This is a genomic window from Flagellimonas chongwuensis, from assembly GCF_013376415.1.
Taxonomy (GTDB): domain Bacteria; phylum Bacteroidota; class Bacteroidia; order Flavobacteriales; family Flavobacteriaceae; genus Flagellimonas; species Flagellimonas chongwuensis.
The window spans coordinates 248,577-267,736 of record NZ_WYET01000003.1 but is presented as its reverse complement, the minus strand read 5'-3'; the positions used below and the strand labels follow the sequence as shown (position 1 = coordinate 267,736).

At 44.4% G+C, this 19,160-nt stretch carries 12 protein-coding genes; 6 read left to right on the top strand and 6 right to left on the bottom strand.

Annotated features, from left to right (window positions below; genetic code table 11):
- Positions 1 to 107 precede the first annotated feature (107 nt).
- The 6 genes from GUA46_RS06965 to GUA46_RS06940 are packed head-to-tail and all read right to left on the bottom strand — an operon-like array spanning position 108 to position 6,292.
- Entirely contained in the window at positions 108 to 620 is a 513-nt protein-coding gene (locus GUA46_RS06965; RefSeq protein WP_176619869.1) for a hypothetical protein, read from the bottom strand.
- Complete coding sequence (locus GUA46_RS06960) at positions 598 to 1,806, bottom strand: hypothetical protein (protein ID WP_176619868.1); 1,209 nt, start codon at positions 1,804 to 1,806, stop codon at positions 598 to 600. The genes GUA46_RS06965 and GUA46_RS06960 overlap by 23 nt, the downstream gene beginning before the upstream one ends.
- Positions 1,807 to 1,808: 2 nt before the next feature.
- Positions 1,809 to 3,986, bottom strand: coding sequence for a type II secretion system protein GspD (locus tag GUA46_RS06955; RefSeq protein ID WP_176619867.1), 2,178 nt, complete (start codon positions 3,984 to 3,986; stop codon positions 1,809 to 1,811).
- A 3-nt stretch (positions 3,987 to 3,989) separates the two neighbouring features.
- Positions 3,990 to 5,402, bottom strand: a complete 1,413-nt coding sequence (locus GUA46_RS06950; RefSeq protein ID WP_176619866.1) for a GspE/PulE family protein — start codon at positions 5,400 to 5,402, stop codon at positions 3,990 to 3,992.
- Positions 5,403 to 5,885: a hypothetical protein gene (locus GUA46_RS06945; protein WP_176619865.1), complete on the bottom strand. Its 483-nt coding sequence runs from the start codon at positions 5,883 to 5,885 to the stop codon at positions 5,403 to 5,405.
- A complete protein-coding gene (locus tag GUA46_RS06940; protein WP_176619864.1) occupies positions 5,885 to 6,292 on the bottom strand; it encodes a general secretion pathway protein GspG in 408 nt (135 codons plus the stop codon). The genes GUA46_RS06945 and GUA46_RS06940 overlap by 1 nt, the downstream gene beginning before the upstream one ends.
- Positions 6,293 to 6,854: 562 nt before the next feature.
- Here GUA46_RS06940 and GUA46_RS06935 point away from each other — a divergent pair.
- Genes GUA46_RS06935 through GUA46_RS06910 form a run of 6 tightly spaced genes read left to right on the top strand, consistent with a single transcriptional unit; the run spans position 6,855 to position 18,957 of the window.
- On the top strand, positions 6,855 to 7,430 hold the full coding sequence (locus tag GUA46_RS06935; protein ID WP_176619863.1) for an OmpH/Skp family outer membrane protein: 576 nt from the start codon (positions 6,855 to 6,857) through the stop codon (positions 7,428 to 7,430).
- Positions 7,420 to 8,034 (top strand): hypothetical protein, encoded by a 615-nt coding sequence (locus GUA46_RS06930; RefSeq protein WP_176619862.1) that lies wholly within the window; start codon positions 7,420 to 7,422, stop codon positions 8,032 to 8,034. The genes GUA46_RS06935 and GUA46_RS06930 overlap by 11 nt, the downstream gene beginning before the upstream one ends.
- A gap of 2 nt (positions 8,035 to 8,036) precedes the next feature.
- Positions 8,037 to 8,639 carry a hypothetical protein gene (locus GUA46_RS06925; protein WP_176619861.1) on the top strand — a complete coding sequence of 201 codons (603 nt, stop codon included), beginning with the start codon at positions 8,037 to 8,039 and terminating at the stop codon, positions 8,637 to 8,639.
- A 22-nt stretch (positions 8,640 to 8,661) separates the two neighbouring features.
- Positions 8,662 to 14,061 (top strand): RHS repeat domain-containing protein, encoded by a 5,400-nt coding sequence (locus GUA46_RS06920; RefSeq protein ID WP_176619860.1) that lies wholly within the window; start codon positions 8,662 to 8,664, stop codon positions 14,059 to 14,061.
- 45 nt (positions 14,062 to 14,106) lie between these two features.
- Positions 14,107 to 18,507 carry an RHS repeat-associated core domain-containing protein gene (locus tag GUA46_RS06915; RefSeq protein WP_176619859.1) on the top strand — a complete coding sequence of 1,467 codons (4,401 nt, stop codon included), beginning with the start codon at positions 14,107 to 14,109 and terminating at the stop codon, positions 18,505 to 18,507.
- Positions 18,508 to 18,513: 6 nt separating this feature from the next.
- The gene (locus GUA46_RS06910) at positions 18,514 to 18,957 is read left to right on the top strand and encodes a hypothetical protein (RefSeq protein WP_176619858.1); all 444 of its coding nucleotides are present in this window, start codon (positions 18,514 to 18,516) and stop codon (positions 18,955 to 18,957) included.
- Positions 18,958 to 19,160: the final 203 nt, after the last annotated feature.

The following is a 19,160-nucleotide window of genomic DNA, read 5'->3' as shown; positions in this document are numbered from 1 at the left end:
TTTTTCAGCATTTTGGTTGAATTCATTTGAAATTATTTAAAATCAGGTCAGAGGTGTTACTGTCGGTATCAACTATATATAATTCGTGTTACTATTCCAAATGATTGTCATTCCATTTGCTGCACATGTAGGGTGGCCTGCAAATAGCTTTTTCTTTGGCGTGGGTCGCGTTGTTTTTCAAAGGCCATGTGCGTAATCCCCCCAAAATTTGCTTGGGTCTCCAATCCATATGCAACTTTTAGGATGTTGGTGAACCCGCCCTCCAGCACAAACCGATACGTCCTTATCACGGTGTTTTCATCACGGACCATATGGGGCGCATTAAAGTCCATGATCTTAACCGAGTGAAGGGTGCCCTGTTCATTGAGGAAACGCAAAAGTTCGTTCTGCACATTGGTCGACCCAAGGTTCAGCGCTTTGAATTGAAGGTCCAATTGTAGCTCTTTCTTTCGAAGGTCGGCAAGTTTTGCAGGGATGTCCTTGGCCTGTTCACGTTGTTCGGTCTCATTGAGATACTGCGACCGGAGCGCAAAGGTCTTTTTAATGGCCAGTTGATAGCATACGAAGAGGGCAAGTAAAAAGCCTCCGATCAATAGTTTATTTCGCTTGTCCAATCCCATCACAATATAATTTTAGACTAAAGTTGTCCACGGTCTTTGAGGTGTACTCGTAATGTTCGATTTCCAAGTCCCTGACCCATTCCATGGATTCCAACTGGGCGGTCCATTGGGCAAAAGCTTCCTTGTCATTGGTCTGGCCCGATATGATCAATTGGTCGGACCCCGTGCTAATGGGTTTGTCCGCCTGGATGGGCCGGGTAAGGGGCTGATAGGTCAAGTGTTCCAATAGGATACTTTCGGGCAGTCCCGCCCCGATCTGGTCCACATATTGCGTCGTCCGGGTATTGGAGGAGCCTAATAGGGCACGCAGCTTTTTTTCCTTGGTACCTACACGTTCCTGCATGCGCACCAAAAGCGCTTCCTGTTGTTCGGGATCTATCGGTCCTTCGCTTGCCATTGTTTTGGAACGGTAATGGGAAAACACCAAAAAATTCACCAACAACAAGGTCAGAAGAAGGCCCAAACCCCATTGCAATCCCTGTTGATAGAACTTCCGGTTCAAAAATTGGTCCTTAAGCCCAGAATTGATATGGGTGAGATTGGATGGGGGCAATAGGTTCTGAACATGTCCCAATAGCTGTGAGAAGGATAGGAGGTGACCTGAAGGGATGCGCAATCCCTGGATATCGATATGTTCCGATGTCGGAGATGCCCCTAAGGAAACTTTCCAGTCACTATGATCTCCTTGGCATATACTGAAATTGGACCCTGAAACCGGAACCTCCAAAAAGGGGAGGGCGGGGGAGAGCCCACTGATGCCAAGGGAGACCCCTGCCGGAGTAATCCGTGCATTACGCAATTGCGCTAAAACTTCCTCGATCACCGATCGCTTGGCAATGGAGACCACGCGGAGCTTTGGCTTATCCATGACCTGAAAATAAAACTGTTCCAGATCTAAATTGGGAAAGGCCTGTTCGACCCATTGTTCGGGAATTTTTGCACTTGTTTCGGGTACCGGTTTGTTCAGTACTTTGGCCGTATTGAAAGTAATCACCAATACGTTCTTTTTGTTTACTTTCCGTGCCAAGGAATCCAACGAGCTAAACTGTGATGCATCCAATAGGGTCAACTCCCCCTTTTCGCGCTTTAACGTAAGGAGGGTATAGTGTAGGGTACCATCCACCTCAAAGATTTCCAATCCTTGAAAAACGGTGCCCTTAAATAATTGTAATACCCTTTGGAACATTATCAATAGATTACCGTTGGTTTGATCAGTATGGTCAATTTTTGCTTGGTGTCCTCGCGTCGGCGTTGACTGAATAGCCACTTGATCACAGGAACCCTTGCCAAGAAGGGAACCCCGCTCCCCGAATCATCCTTGATCTTCTCTTCCAATCCTCCCAGTATCGCCAGGTCCTGGTTTTGCATACGGATAATGGAGCTGAACTCCCTTGAGGTCAACCCTGGGGGAGCATCCTCTTCAATACGATCGCCACTGAAATCGGATTGGATGACATTGATGTTCAAGGTGACTTGCCCATCGCCGGACACCAAGGGCTTAATGCTTACGCCCAGTTCGGCATCAATTGGGGCATAGTTTCGGATCTCGGATGTTGTGGGTACCTGGGAACCAAAGAAATTTTGATTGGTGATCACATAATAAGTGGTCTCGCCAATGGATAGATGGGCCCGATGACCATTAAGGGTAGATAGTTTTGGTGTAGAACGTATTTTGATGTTCCCGTTCTCCTCCAAAGCTTTGATAGTGGCAAAGAATTCGGGCACTACCTTTCCGATGTTGAAGGAACCAAATCCGTCAAAGCCACCGATGACCTTATTGACCGTTTTGGCACCCAATGTCAGGTCGGTACTTGGAAACAGACTACCTCGTGTTTCGACTGCTTCATCTCCAATGCCCCAACTGATGCCCGTTTCGACCATCGAGGACTTACGAACTTCTATGATCATCACCTCTATAAGTACCACGGGAACAGGCTTGTCAATTTCCTTAATAAAACTTTTGAACCGCTCAATGTTCGCAGAGGGCCCGCTGACCAAAAAACTGTTCAGTTCAAAATCCACCTTGATGTCCAATTCGGATTTGATTTCATCGGGAACAATATTCACCAGTGCCTCAGCAGTATCTTGATAGTTGCCAAAGCCGGTGCTACTGTTGGTATTGATGTTCCTTGTATTGTTAAAATTATTCTGCCCCCCACCCATACCGGAATTCTGGCCATTGCCAAAATAGTTCACACTTCCCGTATTGGTACGCCCCGCCGAACGATACCCCCCGGAATAGGATGTGGGATCGCTCAATAACTCCACTGATCGATGCATCATCTGAATGATTTCCACTTCTCGAACGCTGAGTTGATCGGCCGTTCCAAAAAAGTAAATATTGTTCTCCTTTTTAAAGGTGAAACGGGTCAAAGGATTGTCCATGCCTTGATTTGCCATATTGTTTTGGACAAGATTCCGTGTACGTCCATTGGGAGCTGGTTCTTCGGATACCGGGCCGCTTCCTGTGCTCTGTCCCTCAAAAATATGGGTCAAAAGATCATCGAAAGAAATATGTTTGGCATTGAAGGTGACACTGCCGGCCTCCTCCAGTGGTGTTGCCGTGTAGATGTCCAAATGAAGGTCATGTCCCAGGGCTGTTACAATATCGGCTATGGGAGTGGCATTGAAATCCACGTTGAGGATCTGGTTGACTGTATCGATCACCTCATAGCGTATACCTCGGCCAAGGTTGGGCCCGGTTCGATCGCTCTGTGCGTCCTTGGCACTGAACAGGTAGAACCCATCGCGGGATTTGGAATGGGAAAGTCCATTGAGAGCGGCCAATTTTTCCATGGCAGCATCGAAGGGTACCTGTTTTAAATAGATGTTCAAGGGACGGCTTTTTAGATTATTGGCGAAGAGCAGGTTATGGCCCGATAGTTCCATGATCCTCCGAAAAACACGTTCCAGGGCAATATCCGAGACATCCAAGGTCATGAGTTTTGAATCCGGGTCTATCTCCACAAAAAAGGTCTTTTCCACGGCTTCGGGCTGGGGAGGGACATATTTTTTTATGGAAAGGATGCTTCCGGTAAAATCAATGGTCAGGTTATATTCCTTACAGAGAAATACCAAAAGCTCCGCTATGGATACATTCGAGAAATTGTTGACAATGGTGATATTGGCAATATCGTTGGAAACACTGAGATTGAGATTGTGTACTTTCGAGACCGCAATCAAGAAATTGGGCAAGGTCACATTGGTGACGTTTACCTCCAGTTTTAAGGTTTCGTTGTAGGCGGGGTGGTCTACCGTCAATAGCTCCAATTGATTTTCGATACGTTGTATCCGATCGCTATCATATTGTGGATAGGCAATCTGAAAGACAAACATCAATATTGGTATGATCAGGTTTTTGTTCATAGGTCAATGGCTTAACAGGGCATACACTTCCTCAACGGAGGTTATCCCTTGACGAATCAGTTCCAGGGCATTGCCCCGTAAACTCGATATTCCTTGTTCGTTCATGTAATCGTCGATTTCAAGGACATTCTCCTTGATCGCCGTCTCCAGGTCTTTTCGGATGGGCAGTATCTCATAGAGGGCCTTACGGCCATGATATCCGGTATGGTGACAGGCATTGCACCCCATGGCCGTCCAATGGTGGTCCAAGTACTTGGGGATTTTGAAACCGGATGGAAAGGACCCTGTGTCAATCGGTCTTTTTTCCTTACAATTGTCACATAGTTTACGTACCAAACGCTGGGCCACGCTCATGTTCAAGGTGCTGGCGATCAGAAAGGGAGGCACTCCCATATCAATTAACCTGGAAATAGTGCCCCAAGCGGAATTCGTATGAATCGTGGAAAGCACCAAATGACCCGTCAATGCGGCGCGAATGGCCATATTGGCCGTTTTGACATCCCTGATCTCACCGACCATGATAATGTCTGGATCCTGACGTAAAAAAGTCCGCAGGGCACTGGAAAAATCCAGTCCGATGTTTTCTTTTAATTGCACTTGATTGACACCTTCCAGCGTGTACTCGATGGGGTCTTCTATGGTCAGGATATTGGTCGCCCCATCGTTCAATTGTTTCAGGGTGGCATAGAGTGTTGTGGTCTTTCCCGACCCCGTAGGCCCTGAAATCAATACGATTCCATTGGGTTTTTTGATGCCTTCTTGGTAGCGAACCAGTTCCTTGTTGTTCATTCCCAAGAAAGTCAGGTCGATACTGCCCGTGTCCCGGCTCAGGATTCTTAGCACCAGTTTTTCTCCATGGAGTGTGGGAAGGGAAGAGACCCGGATATCGAATTCTTCTCCCTGGGAACTGACCGTGATCCGACCGTCCTGTGGCAATCGTTTCTCCGAAATGTCGAGATTGGCCCTGATCTTGATCTTATTGACCATGGTCGGGTAATCTGCGATGGGCACACTGTAGTACTCCAAGAGCTTTCCATCCAATCTAAGTCTTACCCGGCTATTGTTTTCATAAGGTTCAAAGTGGATATCACTACTGCCTATGGCCTTGGCCTCCAGTAATATCTTTTCCAAAAAATCGGTGGAGTAGCCCATTTGGGATACATTGTTTCCATTGCGCTGCCGGTAATTGGTCGTCAGGTACTGCTGGAGTTCTTCCCGTTCACAGGATTGAAGGATGACTGGAGTGTCCAACACGATGTTCAGCTCGGAAAATAATGTTTCCAGTACTGTACTGTCAGTTTTCAAAACGATGCCCTTATCATCTTTGGATACCGGCACGACCCGATAATGGAACGCCTGATCGGCAGATATGCACTGTTGCAAATGGGACGGTATTTTAAAGGATTTTTCCGACATTCAATAAGCATATAATGATGGCGCTCCCGGTAATAGGGAGAGTAAGGTGATAGCCATAAGAAATAGGCCCATGAGACCGGCCATAGGTACGGTATTTACTTTAAGAAATAGCTTCATGGGTATAAAGGCGACCAACGAAAATAACAGCGATGCCACCAATAGATATACATAGGTCATCGTGGGAAAGCCCAGTGCCATGGCATACAGGAACAATAGATCCCCTAGACCAAAACTAACGTTCAAAAAAGGTTTTTTTAAAACATACCTAACGACTGCCCAGAGCATCAATAGGATACCACTGGTCAACATCAGATTGGTGATCACGGCATAGACAAAAACAAGAAAGCCTACTTGGAGCCCATGTACCAGTCCCAGACAGATTCCCAATAAAGGAAACCAGATCCAGGTCACCTCACGGTCCCTTACGTCCTGATAGGCTATGATGCCATAGCTTAACAAAGAAAACAGCTGTAACATGAACATCAATCCTTGATGATTTGTTTGGGATTGCCGTTCTCATCGATTTCCCAGACGTTGAGCACCCCATCGCCATCAAAATCGGTGATGGCCTCGGCCTTGGCCTTGAAGGCCGCATTGTCGGCTGAAATGATTTCGTAGCGGTAATTGGCCGTACCATTTTCCTGTACGGTCTGTGGTGGGACAAAGTCAAGTTCGTTCATCTCCAAGGTATACTTGCTGTACATGTATCGATAAGTGGTCTGGGCATTGTACAATGCCTTGAGCTGGGTCTGCGCCTCAATACTCTTTGCCTTGGAGATCAATGGCATCAGATTCGGCAGGGCAAGTAATAGTAGAATGCCGATGATGGCAAGAACGATTAAGGTTTCTTGAAGGTTAAGAGATAAAACCCTTTTTTTCCATAAATGCATAATTGTAGGTCATTTACTGTAAGATTTATGGGTTGATAAACTGTAAAAGTCTATGACAAATATTGAGTTTTTTTTTGAATAAGAAAATTATTTCCCTCAGATTAAAAAAAATGAGAATAATTTCATGATTAAAAAAAAATGATATATTTGACCCAATATCTCAATCGGGATTCGAATTCGCATAGCCCCTAATAAGTATTTAAACACTAATAAACTTAACCGAAAGGCTATGTACCACCATTATTTTTTAAAATTTCACGCAATTCATGAAATCAATTGTTTAACAACGATTGACCAATCATGATTGATTGACTTTGAAGTTTGGCCAAAATACCGGCACATTTTCCAAAATGGAAATAAAACTAATTCCGAATAAACTTTTCAACCTCTGAAAAGTGTCCGACAATTTTTTCTTCCCCCGCAAATAAGTAGGTTTCTACCATAAAAAACCCCATTGGCCATTACGTTCAGCAGTTGGTTGATATGCCCAAAAACTGAGTAAACCGATCCTTTCCAAAGAAGGACATACTTTAATTAAGAATACCCAAATCGTAATTGGTAAATGAAAAATAAATCTACAGTAGAAAAGGGTAAATCCAATGCCCTGAACAAATTGGCCATTCCATTATCGGTATTGGCATTATTGGTAAGCACGGTAACATTTTTTCTCCCAAAATCAGAATCCGAACAAGTATACGTAGATGTTAATAGACTTTTGGAAGGATATGACAGAACCAAAGTGGACCGTGAAGCCTTCAATAAAAAAGCAGCTGTAATGAAGGCCAATGTGGACAGTTTAATGATAGATTGGCAAGATGAGCTGAAAGCCTATGAAAAGGAACGTGCTTCCATGACCAAGAAGGAATTGGCCCTAAAGCAGGAATTACTTCAGAATAAACAACAACAGATCAACAACTATCAGCAGGCCATTCAAAAACAAGTTCAGGAAGAGGATCAAAAAATGACCCAAACCGTAATCAACGATATCAATGATTATGTAAAGGAGTATGGAAAAAAACATGGCCACCGTATCATTTTTGGGGCACATGGCAGCGGTAATATTATGTATGCTGACAAAGAAACAGATTTGACCGACATAATCCTAGAAGGACTGAACGAACAGTATCATGGGAAATAGGACTCCAAAAATCTTGGTATTTCTGACCATTGTATTGATCATAATAGCCTGCGATTCCAAATCATTTGATAGCAAAGATGAATTGTTGGCCTATGTTCGAGATGTTGAAAACGGGTACCATTTTCAAAAATCCATTAACGGTATTAAATATTCCCTGATTTACAGGCCGACAGATCTTATGGTGTCCCAATTCATCAATAATGAAAACAGCACGGACGATATCAAAAAGCTCAGAAAGGAATATTCAAGGTATCACTATTTCAATTTGAGCATGAGTGCAAATGGCAAGGAGTTATTGAGTCAAAATATGGGCAGTCGGGCCGAGTATGGGGCCAAGGTCAACCAGTTTTCCTTTGGTATGGCAGATAAAGTACTACTCACCGATCAAAAACGGGATACGTTGGAATTGTTGGACTATGTATACCCACGAATGTACGGTATGGCAGCGGGAACGGAGATGCTTTTGGTGTATGAAAGTCAAGAGAAGACCCTGCAACAAGATTATCTGCTGTTCACCATTCAAGATCTGGGGTATGGCACAGGAGAGGTCACATTTAAGATAGACACCAAAAAAATAAAACAACAACCAAGGTTAAACTTTTAAATATGAAGTCGTTAGCTATATTGATCATTACAATTATCCTGTGTACTGCCAACACAAAGGCCCAGAATACCAAAGCAGTTCTAATTTTTAAAAACGGGACCCAATTGGAAGGTCTCGCAAATTTGAAACCTTGGGACAACATCAGGTTCAGAAAGGAAAAAGGAGCGAAAAGAGAGCATTTCACCTTTAATGAGGTAGATACCTTAAAACTTTTTAAAGAAGAAGAGCCTTCTATTTATGTAAAAGTAAAAATCAAGGACAAGGATAACCCCAAAGTATTGGAATTGGTCAACCACGGAAAAAATATAAGCTGTTACCGGGATGTTGTTAACCCTAGAGGTAACATGATGATGACCCCGATGCCCAACGGAGGGATGATGACCACAGGTTTTTGGGGCACTATAACCTACTCCTATCTAAGAAAAGCGGGGGAAGAAGAGGCCACCCATCTAGCTTCTTCATACTGGATCACTTTAAACTTTAGAAAAAACGCTTCAGAGTTTTTTGCCGACTGTCCACCACTAGCCTCGAAAATACAGGACCGGGAACTCCAACGAGGAGATCTTGAAGAAATTATCGACTACTATAACACCCAATGTAAATAAACCAAATCTTACCTAAATGAAAATGAGAAAAACAAAACCGTCCCACAGAATCTTGGCCGTATTCTTGACCTTGAATTTTTTGACCACACTGGTTCCCATTAATTTGATATATGCATCTGGCGGTGGACCCGGCTCTCCAGAAGCGGCCAGCTTTGAACCCGTGGATGCCACCGATATGGTGAATTTGGCCACGGGCGATCTGAGTTATGTAATGCCGTTGTTGAATGTGCCCTCTCCCGAAGGAGGCTATCCTTTGGCCCTTTCGTATCATGCAGGCATAGGTTTGGACCAAGAAGCCTCTTGGGTAGGCTTGGGCTGGAACATTAACCCTGGGGCCATTAACCGGAGCGTTGCCGGGGTCCCTGATGATTGGTTGGAAACCAAAAAGTACACCATGCTGTACAATGATATTGGGGTGCACAAAAGTATATCATTTGGTGGTACCGGTATTATAATGGGGTTGAGTGTGGCAACACAATATAATTATAGTTCCTTTAAGGCAACTGGAGGGGAGACGACCCGCAATTTTAGTAATACCTCATCTATAGGGCTCCCTGGGGTTGGGGGAGTAAGTACTTATATTGGTACGGATGGTATAGGTATTGGTGCGTACGGTTCATTTGGCATTGGGAAAAATGATGCTTTTGACCTAAATGCAGGAGCTTTCCTGTTTCAAAGCTTTAAAGGAGAAGGGCTGAGCGGAAATGTAAGTTTGGGAGCTTCAAAAGGTTTTTTTGGAACGGGAATGACACTAAGCTCGAATGGTTCGCTTTCATCATCTCTATCTATAGGTGGCATGAATCTTTTATCAAGCGAAGCAAGCAATCTTGATGGTTCGGTTCATAGCAAGGATTTATCTAGTTTTAAATTCAAAACCCCTCAATTTTTACCTTTTTCCCTAAACTTTTCTTACAAAAAAACAAAGTATTGGATTTTTGACGCAAGCTACGCAACTTATAATGGAGCCTTATATGCCGGTAAAATAGAAGATACGTATCAAAATACGGTTGCCTATAGACAATTGGGTATTGACGCTTATGAGTCTTTATATGAAGCCGATACCAAAGAGCAGTTAAGAAATTCAAATTTTTCTTTCATCAATTATGACAGCTATGGGATTACCGGCCAAGGTATCGGGGGCACCATGGCTCCAAAAATTTTGGAGGAAGGTACATTGATTATGCCGAAAACCACACTTAGAACAAAGACAACGGGTGGAAAACAGGTTCCAGAAAGCAGTACTTGGTATTACAAACCCGAAGATGGTGCCAAAAACTTTTCCAAAAGTATCGACCAAGGCAATGTTCATTTTTATTTTGAGAATGAATATACCTCAGCGTTACAGGTTGGATCTGGAATTTGGAACATACCACTTTTAAATATGGATGATATCCACCCAACTGAGTATTCCACAGTTGCCAAATCTTTTGATGATAGTAGTTTAATTGATGGCCAACTGTATGATTCCTATAATGAAGAAAATGAACGAATACGAAAAGGAAGATATGTAGAGACTTTTACAAACGAACAAATAATACAAAATGAATCTTTGATTATCACTCCTTCTGCTGATGGTTTTGATAGAAATCCTGTGATATTGCCTAGTGAAGGAATTGGAGCGTTTAAGGTTACGGCACTGGATGGGAAGACCTATCATTACTCGCTCCCCGTTTACAGTAGGGTTGAATTTAGTCGGGTGGCCAATGTAGACGACAATATGGACGATAAATTTTATGAGGAACAACAATTTGAACCGTATGCTACCCATTGGTTGTTAACAGCGGTTACTGGACCAGACTATATTGATAAGAATGGCAATAACAAGGTTGATGAAGAGGATTATGGATATTGGGTAGATTTTGAATATGGTAAATGGAGCGATGGGTTGGCTTGGAGGACGCCTAGTTTTGGGGTTCATACGGACGGTAATACAAAATCCTATTCTTGGGGCATCAAGGAAGTCTATTATTTAGATAAGGTAAAGACAAGGACCCACACAGCACTTTTTATAAAAGGCGAACGTGAAGACAATAAAAGTTATGCCGCGCAAATTTCGGATGGCGACGAACCCAAATACTATTACCTCCCTTCTGACAGAACCTATATTGCGGACGTGGATGATAATATGCATTTGCAAGGTGCCCATTTGAATATTGAAATTGGAGACCTAAACCCAAATCTCTACTATTGTAAATCTCATTTTTGGTTTAAGGCTGAATTGGAAGAACAAAAATCCCTGCGACTTGAAAAAATTATATTATTAAAAAATAGTGAGGCAGAAAATATAAAAAAGTCTAATATCATTGATCCAGATGCTACCCTTGCAGGAATTATTTCGGCGGAGGCAAGAGTTTCACTATATTATTTATGGGGAGAGGATCTAGGTTATAATGAAGAACAGTTGATACCTATCAATTCTTGGCATGGAGAATTTTACAATAAAACTTTAAATACAAATGATATCGATTGGGAAACGGTAACGCCCAAATCTTTAAAAACAATTGAGTTTAATTACGATGAAACATATCCCTTGGGACGTGAAACGGATGGAAACATAGAATTACCTGGAAAACTGACCCTAAATTCCGTATCCACTTTAGGAAAAGGGGGTGTGCAGCTGATACCACCCTATAAGTTTGACTACTATGCTAAAAACACCGTTTTTGATAAAGATGACATCGACGATTGGGGCTACTATAAAAATCAAGCCATGATGTATAGCCTAAATCGTATTACTACTCCATTGGGAGGTTCCATAGACATCACCTATGAGAATGATAGTTATGTAAACGAATATGCAAGTCCAACCACATATTTTAGCCACGGTCTTGAATTTAGGTTTGGAGGAACGGCCAATGGCCCAAAAACTTTGAGCTTTAGAAATGACCCTGAGATTGATGAAAAGTATCATGTAAATTTCAAAGATTTTTTTGAGGCTGGAGAGTCTACGGAAATAGATGTAACCTATTGGCATTATACCCATACAGAAAGTAATTGGATAGGGGATTTTGCTGACAAAAATTGTCTAGTTCAAGAAGTAGGTGAAGATTTGGTGGTTTTTTCGCTTCCAGTTAAAAACAAAGTGTGGGGAAGGGAATTCGAAAATTGTCAACAAAAAGAATGGGCTTTTTATGATAATGAATTTGGTGATGTTGTTAACCAAACATCGGAATGGCTGCCGAGTAAAGATGAAAACTCATGTGAAAGACCGGCAGAAGGGGACTACAGGGCACGTTATACCATTTTTGCCCAAAAAGAGCCTTTAAATATAGCAGAAGGCGGAGGTATAAGGGTCAAAAAAATAGAAATGGCTTCCGATGCCTACAGTGCAAAAACTGTGTACTCCTACACAAACCCGGATAATATAGGGTCAGGAGTAACTTCTTATGCGCCATCCAAAAGAAATCGTTCGGTCCCATATATCTCAGAAATGCCCAACCCCATGGTCATTTATGAACATGTTACTACAGAAAAGCTGGATGCCAATGATAATTTGGTCTATAAAAATTCTTATCAATTTAATGTCCCGAAACCATTGCAGTATACCCAGAACGGGGTTTTGGTAGAAAATGCTTTTGAGATTAAAAGGCTACAAGATGAAAACATAATTGATGTTTCTTTGAACGAGGAAGATGTGGATATGAACTTTTCCAAATTTGAGGTAAAGGATTTTTCGTCTAGTATTGGGAGGTTGGTACAATCCACCGAGTATAATTCAGAAAACCAACAAGTCTACAAAGTTGAAAATTCCTATATGCCTCAATCATCTTTCTTTAATCAAGGAATTATAAAGGAATCCTTTAATTCATATAAACAGATCTGGGACAACCCGTTCAAAGATAGTTACATAATGACCTCCTCCAGCAAGGAAAAAATCCCTAATGTACTATTGGCAACATCCATAACTAGGAATGGATATACTTCCCAACAACAGTTTTTAAAATATGATTTTTATACAGGCCAAGTGATTGAGACTAGCGCTGTTTTGAGCAACGGCAAGCAAGTAAAATCTACCATTTACCCAGCATATCACAGGTATCCAGCAATGGGCAGTAAAGTGGACAACCCCAGCAACAAGAATATGTTGGCTCAGGAAGCTGCGACCTATCACTTACTAAATGATAATGACAATTGGGAAGTTTTAAATGCGAGTATAAATACTTGGCGCGATTGGGGCGAGAATATCTGGCGCAAGCACAAGACCTATCGTTGGAACGGGGAGATGAGCGCCGACGGTTTTTACCTTGATTTTGATCAAGAAAACGATGACAACTTTAATTGGCAGACCACTTTGGGTGGTGACGACCAAACCAATAGCGACTGGGAGCAAATTTCCGAGATCACCCAATACAACGATTTTTCATCCCCGTTGGAAGTCATGGACATCAATGGCAATCTGGCCGCCACCAAAATGGGATATGGCGATAGTAAGACCATTGCCGTTTCCAATGCCGGGTATAATGAGACCTTTTATTCAGGAGCTGAGGACGATGACGGTCAAGGTAATTTTGGCGGTGGTGTCGGTAAAGGCAATGCGTCGAAAGCAACAGATACCCATACCGGAAGTAATTCCCTATTGATTTCCAATGGAGGCAGTGGCTTTGAGGTCACGGTAAACCATAGTGAGCCGGCAAAAACGTATAAAATATCGTTATGGAGCAAAAAAGCACATTACCATAATGTGCGGGTCAATGTAGAGGGTGAGAACATAGATTTTAATCCAGATGAAATAATAACTGCAGAGCAGTGGGTACAGCTCAACTTTTACGCAAAGATGCCATCGGGCACCCCAGTCTCTGTAACATCCGTCAATGGCAATGTTGTAGTGGATGATTTTAGACTTCACCCTGTGGCTTCCTCCATGACCTCTTACGTATACAACGAATGGGACGAGCTCACCGATATATTGGGACCAAACAACTTGGCCACCAAATATGAGTACGACGAGGCCGGAAGATTGGTACGCATTTATAGCGAAGTTCTGGATGTGGACGGGCAATTGTCCGGCGGCTTTAAAAAAGTGAAGGAGTATGCCTATAACTATAAACCGTCAAATGACGCTTATAATCAAATGTCCTTGAACTTGGGTGTTCAAGATTTTAATGCCAACAACACCAATGTGGTTGCCAATGTAAGCGGTGGAAGCGGACAGTTTGAATACCAATGGTCCGTAAAATACTGCCAAGACCCCGATCCGCAAGATCCAACGGTGTGCCCAGGGAACCTACAGCCAACTTTTGGGAACTGGACGCCACAAAATACGTTGCCCATCACCACCGATTGTAATGGTACGCGGGCCGTATACTGGTGCAGGGTCAGGGATATGATAACCCAGACCATTGCGGAAGACGCCGGCAACCATAAGCGGGGCAATTGTAATGGCGATAACCCGGATAATCCACTCGAAGAACAAATCCCATAGACCATTAAGGCATAGAGCAAAAACACTTAACCTATAAAAGACACCATGAAACTAAAATCAATTTTAACCATACTGCTATTGGGAGGCCTTGTATGGGCCAATGCCCAAGTGACCCCCGAAGAAAAACAAGCCCTCCAAGACCTGTACAACGCCACAAACGGACCTACTTGGATATCGGAGACAGATGTTTTTCTAGGGGACGATTGGAACTTTGCCGGCAACGTAACAAGCGATTGGCATGGCGTAACCGTAGCAAACGGCCACGTAACGGAACTGAATCTGGAGTCCAATGAGCTGGAGGGAAACATCCCCGCCAGTATCGGTGATTTGGTACACCTGACCCTCCTCAATGTATTCAAAAACGAACTTACGGGCAACATACCCAACGAGATCGGAAATTTGACCTCTCTGGAAACACTGAATCTTTCCAATAACGGTCTTATTGGAGAAATCCCGTCAAGTTTGGCAAATAGTACAGGCCTAATATCGCTAAACCTTACCGGTAATGATTTCAGTGGGGCAATCCCCTCGGAAATTATAGATCAAACCTCTTTAAAAAACCTTCAAATAGGAAACAATCGATTCCACTTTGGCGATCTGGAATATACCTACCAAAACTTTGAAGGCAATACCTTTACCTACGCCCCCCAACAAAAGACCGACCAGCCAGAGGCCCATCAAATTATCGAAGGAGGAGATGTTGACATGTCCACCGCAATAGCGGGCACCCAAAACCACTACCAGTGGTTCAAGGATGGGCAGCCCATAAACGGCGCACCCGATTCCCCCAATTTCACTATTGTAAACGCCGCTCTAGAAGATGCCGGTACCTACCATTGCGAAATGACCAGTGATATTGTGGACGGCCTAGTGCTCGCCCGCCACAACATAGAGCTTACCATAGAGGCCATTGTGTCCGGCGAGCACCCCGATGAAGATTGGAACATGATCACCGTTTGGGAATATGACCTGGACAATAACCTAAAGGGAAACAGTAGGCGTTATTACGATGATCTGGGCAAGCATGTACAGACCCAAAGCTGGGACGCGGTCACCAAGGCCATTTGGGGACAGGCCACCCTGTACGATTTTCAGGGAAGGCCGGCCCTCTCCAGCCTATCGGCACCCTTAACGGAGCAGAACGTGTTCCAGTACCACGAAGCCTTTATCACCAACGAGGGCGGAACCGTTTACGGAGCGCCCGATTTTGATGTAAACCCCTATGACCCCGACACTGTTTTTGCCGACGGCCCTTTGGGGGAATACTACACGGGTATCACCTCCGACCAGTACCAGGACGTCACCAATTACCCATTTTTACGCACCATTTTTAGTGAGCTCAACCCCGGTGCCGCATTGGCAGCAGTGGGCGGCAATAAAGTGGATACCAATGGTGATGATGAGATAACCCCCACGGACGAATGGCCGCAGGCCTATAGCTTTACCATGCCCGCCACCGACGAACTGTCTTTACAGGCCGCCTTTGGCGAAGAAAAATACAAGGACATCCGCACCTTAAAGACCGTTGCCCGCGATGTGCACGGCAACGAAAGCGTAGTGTTCTCCGATACCGACGGAAAACTGTTGGCAGCGGCACGGTCCGGCGAAAATGGCGGGCTTTCCCCGCAAATGCAACTTGCGATCGGGGCCCAGGGCTACGTGGATGTCCACATACCCAAAGGCGATACAGGCATCTCCGTGAGCAATATAGGCGCAGTGACCCTGTACAATTTGATCACCGATGCCGAGGAGCCCGTGCCTGCCAACAGTTTGCCCCCCGGTTTTTACCGTGTGGCCGTCAACGATCTGGAAAATTACGAGCCCAATTCCATATCGGTGGGCTACCGCGTAAACTACTACGATTACAGCCTAAACGAGTATGATGAGGCCGGAAGGCTGGTGGCCGCTTACCAGCCCATAACCGACAAGGAGGGGAACAAGCTTGTCACCACATACCAGTACAATACCCTGGGGCAATTGGTATCCACCACCAGTCCCGACGAGGGCACGGCCGGGTTCAAGTACCGTAAGGACGGCCAGATACGCTATTCGCAGAACAGCAAGCAGGCCTTGGACCAACAAGTGTCCTATACCGATTACGACCCCTTTGGCCGGCCCGTGGAGAGTGGCGTGCTCACCAAAACCGACTTTTCCCCGCTGGATCCGGATGCACTTCTGCCCAATGCCTCAAAAAAAGAGGTAATGCGGACAGTTTACGATTTTTTGGGAACCGCGGACTACGATTTTTTGGCCGACCTGCCATCCGATTACCAGCGCCCTTCCTTTTTGGCGGGCAATGTGGCCCGGACCAGCAACGACCAATCCACCACCTATTATAGCTATGATGGCTACGGAAGGGTAAAATGGTTGGTACAGGACATGGCAGGGCTTGGCGCCAAGACCATCGATTATGTCTATGCCCCCCTTACCGGGCAGGTGGCACAGGTAATCTACCAAAAAGGGGAAGACGACCAGTTCACCCATAAATATACCTATAACAACCGTAACCAATTACAACTGGTGGAAACCTCCGGCGATGGGGAGAACTTTGAGCTGAATGCACGGTATTTTTATAACGAAGCCGGCACGCTGGTGCGCACCGAACTGGCCGGTGGCGCCCAAGGCTTGGACTATGTGTACAACCTGGCCGGGCAGCTAAAAAGCATAAACCACCCCTCCCTGGCCTCGGTGAACGACCCCGGCAACGATGCCAACGACCTTTTTGGCATGCAGTTGGACTACCATTTGGGCGATTACCAGCGCACCGAGAACGGCAATATAACCACGACCCCACAGGGCAGCGACCAGTTTAACGGCAATATAAAGGGCATACGGTGGAAAACCAACGTGGACCAACTGCAAGCAGGGCACTACGTGTACAGCTACGACCGCAACAACTGGCTCACCGGGGCCGATTTTGACCCCGGCAACAACAGTACCGCTTACGATGTGGGCCCCATAACCTACGATGCCAACGGCAACATACAGACCTTGGTGCGCAACAAGGACCCCAACGGGCAGAACAGCACCGCCATGGACAAACTCGACTATAATTACGACCCCGGAACCCCCAACAGGCTGCTCTACGTGGAAGACGGGGTGGGCGCAATTGCCGATGCGGACGATATGGGGAGCCAGGACCCGGGCAATTACGAGTACAACAACATAGGGCAGCTGACCCGCGACAACTCCCAGAATATTGACTATATTTACAATACCAGCGGGCTGGTGGCCGAGGTCGCCCGAAACGGCAAGCCCATGGTAAAGTTCTTGTACAACGACCGTAACCAACGGGCCAAGAAAGAGACCTATGGAAACGGCATCCTGATCTACACCACCTACTATGTGCGCGATGTGGCGGGGCAGGTGATGGCGGTATACAACAATGTGGGGGGCGACCCCGCCCTTGCGGAGCAGCCCGTGTACGGAGCGGGCCGTGTGGGAGTGGCCTATAACGGGAACAACAATGCCAAGATGTACGTGTACCAGTTAACGGACCATTTGGGCAACGTACGTGCCGTGTTTATGAAAGAGGGCAACGAAGCCAGTTTGGAGGGCTACACGGATTACTACCCCTTTGGGATGCCCATGCCGAACCGCACACTTTTGAGTGCAGATGGCTACCGCTACGCCTTCCAAGGGCAGGAAAAGGATCCCGAGACCGGGAAGGAGGCGTTCCAGTTAAGGCTGTGGGATGGCCGAATTGGAAGATGGCTCACTACTGATCCTTATGGGCAATATGCTTCGCCATATTTGGGAATGGGAAATGACCCAATAAATGGAATTGACCCTGATGGTGGTTGGAAAAGTCGTGTAGGGGCCTGGCTCTGGAAAACCTTTAACGGCGGTGGCGAAATTGTAGGTGAAAAAGGCAATTGGAGCGTGGCCCAACAAGGAGCGGATGGTTGGGATACATTTGTAACGAATGGAGATTTTGCGGGCAAAGCGAACCAATATATGAATTTAAATTACACTCCGTTGCCCGGAGCTACGATTGGAGCAGAGGATATGAAAGGAGCAGATATTGGTGTTGGGGTAACCATTGAATCAGCATTGCCCATAAGAAGTCCAATTACTGGAAACTATGGTGATGGATTTAGTTTTGGCTTAACCCCTTCTTCCGAGGGATATCAAAGTTACTACACCAGAAAAGTAGCAAATGAATCTGGTTTAGCTTTCGGAATTTCAGTAGATTTTTTTGGTTTTAACAATCAAATTAATGAACCTTTAACTCCAACTAGACTTGGGGGTTATGGGTCTGAGGTTAGTGGTTCAGTCCTTCTTCTAGGTGCTAGTGTAGCTACGGATGGAATTTATCTCCAACAATTGAATGGTCATCGTATTCATCAAAAACCTACATATCAGTCATATGGTCTTAGTGTTGGTCCAGGCATAGATATTGGATATACGCAATGGGATACTTACACCTTTATTTCAGGAAAATAGTTGGACATGAAAAAATGGATATTAATTTCTATTACGGCTTTATTAATAATTTGGGTAGTAGTAACGATTAACTTATTTAATCGAGAAGTTGTCAGCCAAGAAAAATTTTTTGACCAAGCTGTAAAACAAGTCTACAAGGAAAATTTTCATGGACTGGTTACAAAGAAATATATTGATAAAAACAATAGAGGCAGAAAGAAAATTGTATTAGACCATGGAGCTGAGGAAGTTGATTTGGTTTATGAAAAATCGGAGTTGTATGATTTTATTAGACTAAATGACAGTATAGAAAAAAAGAAGAACACTTTATATTTACGAATAAAAAGGAATGATAAGGATACCTTGATAATACTTAAGTTTGAGAATGTTAAAGGATATTCAAACTACATTCATAAATATGATAGTTTAAGAAAGGAAATTTCGCCTAATGTAAAGGGAGTGGAGAAATAAAATTAAAAATGTTAGGCAATCGTTTTGCTAAAGGATTTAGAGAATGGATTTATTCAAATCCATATAGAAAGTGGGCTTTTTTATTATTCATTATTATTTTGTTTGCTTTGGCCATACTAAAGAATCTAGGTTGGATTACCTAAAATCCCCTCTCTGGCGCAAGCATCATGCTTGTGCATTGGGACATAAAACAAGAGAAAGAG

What these genes read in the sequence shown, in the direction of transcription:
- GUA46_RS06915 (WP_176619859.1), top strand. Translation starts at nt 14,107, where the DNA reads ATGAAACTAAAATCAATTTTAACCATACTGCTATTGGGAGGCCTTGTA.
- GUA46_RS06960 (WP_176619868.1), bottom strand. Translation starts at nt 1,806, where the DNA reads ATGTTCCAAAGGGTATTACAATTATTTAAGGGCACCGTTTTTCAAGGA.
- GUA46_RS06950 (WP_176619866.1), bottom strand. Translation starts at nt 5,402, where the DNA reads ATGTCGGAAAAATCCTTTAAAATACCGTCCCATTTGCAACAGTGCATA.
- GUA46_RS06920 (WP_176619860.1), top strand. Translation starts at nt 8,662, where the DNA reads ATGAGAAAAACAAAACCGTCCCACAGAATCTTGGCCGTATTCTTGACC.
- GUA46_RS06965 (WP_176619869.1), bottom strand. Translation starts at nt 620, where the DNA reads ATGGGATTGGACAAGCGAAATAAACTATTGATCGGAGGCTTTTTACTT.
- GUA46_RS06925 (WP_176619861.1), top strand. Translation starts at nt 8,037, where the DNA reads ATGAAGTCGTTAGCTATATTGATCATTACAATTATCCTGTGTACTGCC.
- GUA46_RS06935 (WP_176619863.1), top strand. Translation starts at nt 6,855, where the DNA reads ATGAAAAATAAATCTACAGTAGAAAAGGGTAAATCCAATGCCCTGAAC.
- GUA46_RS06910 (WP_176619858.1), top strand. Translation starts at nt 18,514, where the DNA reads ATGAAAAAATGGATATTAATTTCTATTACGGCTTTATTAATAATTTGG.
- GUA46_RS06930 (WP_176619862.1), top strand. Translation starts at nt 7,420, where the DNA reads ATGGGAAATAGGACTCCAAAAATCTTGGTATTTCTGACCATTGTATTG.
- GUA46_RS06940 (WP_176619864.1), bottom strand. Translation starts at nt 6,292, where the DNA reads ATGCATTTATGGAAAAAAAGGGTTTTATCTCTTAACCTTCAAGAAACC.
- GUA46_RS06945 (WP_176619865.1), bottom strand. Translation starts at nt 5,885, where the DNA reads ATGTTCATGTTACAGCTGTTTTCTTTGTTAAGCTATGGCATCATAGCC.
- GUA46_RS06955 (WP_176619867.1), bottom strand. Translation starts at nt 3,986, where the DNA reads ATGAACAAAAACCTGATCATACCAATATTGATGTTTGTCTTTCAGATT.